Origin of the sequence: Dietzia sp. DQ11-44 (assembly GCF_014145205.1) — a bacterium.
Classification (GTDB): domain Bacteria; phylum Actinomycetota; class Actinomycetes; order Mycobacteriales; family Mycobacteriaceae; genus Dietzia; species Dietzia natronolimnaea.
This window is the reverse complement of the sequence record NZ_JAALEC010000285.1, coordinates 1-4,434: the sequence shown is the minus strand read 5'-3', so window position 1 is coordinate 4,434 and position 4,434 is coordinate 1. Positions and strand designations below refer to the sequence as shown.

The 4,434-nt window shown below is 69.5% G+C and carries 6 protein-coding genes; 5 read left to right on the top strand and 1 reads right to left on the bottom strand.

Annotated features, from left to right (window positions below; all coding sequences use genetic code 11):
* Positions 1–340: DUF2332 family protein (locus tag G6018_RS07925; RefSeq protein WP_182639327.1), on the bottom strand; the 340-nt coding region annotated here is incomplete at its 3' end.
* A gap of 120 nt (positions 341–460) precedes the next feature.
* On the opposite strand from G6018_RS07925, the gene G6018_RS07920 reads away from it, so the two are divergent.
* The 5 genes from G6018_RS07920 (at position 461) to G6018_RS07900 (ending at position 4,336) form a co-directional block, all read left to right on the top strand.
* Entirely contained in the window at positions 461–1,531 is a 1,071-nt protein-coding gene (locus tag G6018_RS07920; RefSeq protein WP_182639326.1) for a glutathione S-transferase C-terminal domain-containing protein, read from the top strand.
* Between the two features lie 30 nt (positions 1,532–1,561).
* Positions 1,562–2,128, top strand: a complete 567-nt coding sequence (locus G6018_RS07915; protein WP_347237828.1) for a GtrA family protein — start codon at positions 1,562–1,564, stop codon at positions 2,126–2,128.
* 12 nt (positions 2,129–2,140) lie between these two features.
* Entirely contained in the window at positions 2,141–2,902 is a 762-nt protein-coding gene (locus G6018_RS07910) for a TRIC cation channel family protein (protein WP_182639325.1), read from the top strand.
* An 11-nt stretch (positions 2,903–2,913) separates the two neighbouring features.
* Positions 2,914–3,609, top strand: coding sequence for a hypothetical protein (locus G6018_RS07905; RefSeq protein WP_182639324.1), 696 nt, complete (start codon positions 2,914–2,916; stop codon positions 3,607–3,609).
* Between the two features lie 97 nt (positions 3,610–3,706).
* On the top strand, positions 3,707–4,336 hold the full coding sequence (locus G6018_RS07900) for a DNA-3-methyladenine glycosylase I (RefSeq protein ID WP_182639323.1): 630 nt from the start codon (positions 3,707–3,709) through the stop codon (positions 4,334–4,336).
* Positions 4,337–4,434 lie beyond the last annotated feature (98 nt).

The following is a 4,434-nucleotide window of genomic DNA, read 5'->3' as shown; positions in this document are numbered from 1 at the left end:
GCAGGGAGAGGAACGGCAGGAGGACCGCGCACCGCTTGGCCTCGTTGGTCTGCGTGGAGTGGGTGAGGGCGATCCGTTCGATCTGCGTCCAGTGGTCGTGGACGAACTCCCGGAACACCGGGTAGTCCTCGGTCTCGGGCGCGCCGGCGTGCCGGGCGGAGGCGAAGACCAGTGCGGGCTGTCGCTTGATCCGGGGCAGGCTCCCGATGAGCTCGCACGTCGCGGGGTCCTCGGCGATCCCCCGGGCCCACGCCAGGTAGACCGGGGTGCGGCCGCGGACCTCGAACTCGGCGAACTCGGCGTAGCGGGTGGGAACGTCGTCGACGTGCGCGGAGTCCATGCGGCCAGCGTGGCACACCGGGCGCCCCGGATCACCCGGATGTGCTGGCGCGGGGGCCGCCGACCCGCTATATTGGTGATGCATCAACCACTGGCCGCGACGACGACCGTAGGAGACCCCATGGCAGACGACACCGAGTTCATCGCAGCCAAGAACGCCTCGGAGGACGGTGAGTTCGTCCGCGACGCCACCTACATCAACGATCGGGTCGTGGCGGATCTCCCGCCGGGATCGGATCCGGTCGGGGAGAAGATCGGCGAGATGCGGTGGCCCGTCGAGGCCGGCCGATACCGCCTGATGGCGGCCCGGGCCTGCCCCTGGGCCAGCCGCTCGATCATCGTCCGCCGCCTGATGGGCCTGGAGGGCGCCATCTCCATGGGACTGGCCGGACCGACCCACGACGTCAACTCCTGGGTCTTCGACCTCGACCCCGACGGCAAGGACCCGGTCACGGGGATGCACCGGCTCCAGGAGGCGTACTTCAACCGGATCCCCGACTACCCGCGCGGCATCACGGTCCCGGCCCTCGTCGACCTGCCCACCGGGTCGGTGGTGACCAACGCCTACCAGAAGCTCAACTTCGATCTGCTCACGGAATGGTCGGCGTTCCACCGCGACGGCGCCCCGGACCTGTACCCCGACGAGCACCGCGACGAGATCGACGAGTTGGACTCGTGGATCTACCCGACCGTCAACAACGGCGTGTACCGCAGCGGGTTCGCGGCCGAGCAGGGCGCGTACGAGCAGGCCTACGACGAGCTCTGGGCCTCGCTGGACAGGCTCGAGGAGCGGTTGACCACCCGTCGGTACCTCGCCGGTGACACGATCACCGTCGCCGACATCCGGCTGTTCACCACCCTGGTGCGGTTCGACGCGGTCTACCACGGACACTTCAAGGCCAACCGCAACAAGATCACCGAGATGCCGGCCCTGTGGGGCTACCTGCGCGACCTGTTCCAGACGCCCGGCTTCGGGGACACCTGCGACTTCCCTCAGATCAAGGAGCACTATTACCACGTCCACCGCGACGTGAACCCGAACGGGATCGTGCCCAAGGGGCCGGACCTGGCGGGCCTCCTCTCCCGGCATCACCGCGAGGAGCTGGGCGGCCGCCCGTTCGGTGCCGGCACCGCCCCGGGGCCGATCGACGACCCGTCCGAACGGGTCCCGGAGGGGCACGGAGCGGGCTAGTCGGGGCCTGTGGGCCTAGACTGGCTCGCTGTGAACCCGGCCCCGTCCGAACTAGGTCGTTATCGACGTAGCGCCCGACAGTTCCTCATGTTCGGGATCGTGGGCGGGTCCGGGATGGTCGTCAACATGATCGTCACGGTCCTGATGAACAGGGCCAACGGCGGGACCCAGAACGCCCAGGACATCCTGTTCCCGTTCTCGGGGACGGAGTACAACTTCCGCTTCACGACCCTGGTGTGGATCGTGGCGTTCCTGGTGGCCAATGTCTACAACTTCATGCTCAACCGGCACTGGACCTTCGGTAAGGGACACAAGGCGCCGGTCATGCAGGAGTTCTGGCCGTTCCTGCTGGTGGGATCGGTGGCCGCGGCCGCGGGGATCTTCATCAAGCTGGCCTTCACCAACCCCACCTCGCCGCTCTACCTGCCCGAACCGTGGTTCCACGAGGACGCGGGGATCCACTCCCGGGAGTACTGGAGCCAGCTGTTCACGATCCTCATCACGATGCCGATCAACTTCGTCGTCAACAAGCTCTGGACGTTCCGCTCCGTCCGTCGCCGTCACCACGCCCGCTCCACCGCGGACGCTGTGGTCTAGGGGGGGACGGTCGTGGAGTCCTCGACGCTGCTGCTGTGGATCGACCTCGTGGGGGTGTTCTTCTTCGCCCTGTCCGGCAACCTCCTGGCCGCGCGGAAGAACATCGACATCACCGGCGGTCTGGTCCTGGGCCTGTTGGCCGGTCTCGGCGGCGGCATCCTGCGCGATGTGATGCTGGGTGTCACCCCGCTCGCGTTCGCGCAGCCGGTCCTGCTGGTGCCGCCGTTCGTCGCGGCCGCGGTGGTGTACCTGCTGGGCGCGCACCTGCACCGCGTCCGGACGCTGATCATCGTCTTCGACGCGGCCGGCCTCGGCCTGTTCTGTACCTTCGGCACCGCGCGGGCGCTGGACCACGGCATGCCGGTCGCCTCGGCGCTCCTGCTCGGCGTCATCACCGCGGTCGGCGGCGGACTCATGCGCGATGTGGTGGCCAACGAGATCCCCGCCGTGTTCAACGGTTCCGACCTGTACGTCATCCCCGCCGCCACCGGCGCGGCGCTCACGGCCCTGGCCGTCTCGACGGGCACGTGGGGCCCGGTCGCCGCGGCGGTGTTGTCCGCGTTCGCGTTCGCGTTCCGGATGGTGGCGTGGCGTCTGCAGTGGCGCGTCCCGGCGCCGATGCGCGGGTGGAGTGTGCGGGGGATCGACACCCGCCTGCGGCGCGACCGGTCGGTGTTCGGCCGTCCCGGCCGGATGAAGGGCGACGACGACGAGTCCCGCCGTGACCGCGACGTCGACGACTACCGGGATCGCCCACCGAGCCCTCGCCGGTAGTGTGTGCCGTCGTGCAGTATTACCTCAGCCTGCTGGGATTCGCGGCAGTCGACTCGGTCAACCTCCTGGCCTTCGCCGTGATCGCCGGGCTCTGGCTCACGGCCGCCGGCCGCGGGGGAGGCTTCGCCTCACGCGCCGCCCGTTTCACCGGAGGAGCGTTCTGCGGCATCGTCCTGCTCTCGCTGGTGTCGGTGTGGGTGATCGGCAACAACCAGGAGTTCGTGCGCAGCCTGTTCTACAACCTCTGGGCGATGGTGGTCCTGGGCGTGGTCGGCCTGGTGATCACCGTGTTGGGACTGCGCAGACCCGCGGAGGCCAAGGAGGACAGCGTCGAGGCCCCGCTGACCCAGACCGTGCTCCAGAGGTTCGGCATCATGGTCACCGGCATCTCACTGGGTGTCATCCAGTCGGCGACCTCGGCGCCGTTCGCGGCGGGCATGGTCCTCATCTCGTTCGCCGAGACGCCGTGGTGGTCCAAGCTGCTGCAGATCCTGTTCTTCGCGGTCATCGCGATCCTGCCGAGTACTGGCCTGATCATCGCGTTGTCGAGGGTCGACTCGTCCGGTGTCGCCGCGGCGACCCGCAGGATCGACAGGTTCCTGGTCTACGGCCGCGTCGCCGGCCGGTTGCTCACGCTCGTCGTGGGTGTGGCACTCGTGCTCCTGGCGGCGGTGCGCATCGTGCAGCTCAGCGGGTGGCTGTCCTAGCCGGATCGTGTCGGACCCAGCCGGATCGTGTCGGAGCCGGATCCTAGGGTGGCGGCGATCACCGGGGAGGGTGGTCCACGAACCTGCAGGGGGAGACATGGCGGAAGACCAGACGGATCAGACCGGCGGCGCGGTGCTGTGCGAGGACGGTCTGATGCGGCCGCCCTGGGCGGCGCGTGATCCCCTGTTGCGGGAGTACTACGACACCGAATGGGGGATGCCGGTCCACGACGAGGCCGGCCTCTACGAGCGGCTCGTCCTGGAGGGTTTCCAGTCCGGCCTGAGCTGGCTGACGATCCTGCGCAAGCGACCGGCGTTCCGCGAGGCGTTCGCCGGGTTCTCGCCCGACGCGGTCGCGGACTTCGGGGAGCCCGACGTCACCCGGCTCATGGCGGACGCCCGGATCGTGCGCAATCGGCGCAAGATCGACGCGGCCATCGGCAACGCGCGCGCGGTGATCGCGCTCCGGGCGCAGGGCGGACTCGGGGAGTTGATCTGGTCCTACCGGCCGGAGCGCACCCCGGAGCCCCGGACCATGAGCGAGGTGCCCAGCCGGTCCCCGGAGTCGGAGGCGCTCGCCCGGGACCTCAAGCGACGGGGTTTCGGCTTCGTGGGCCCGGTGACGGTGTTCGCCCTGATGGAGGCCATCGGGGTGGTCGACACGCACCTGGTGGAGTCGCATCGGCGCGGCACCTCCGGCATCTGGTCACGCGAGGGCACGCCCTGACCGCGCCCGCGGTCCGACGTCAGCCCGGTGACCCGGTACCGGGCTGCTCGGCCTGATCGGCCCGGACCGGCAGGGCGGGCAGGTCGGCGCGGGGCGGG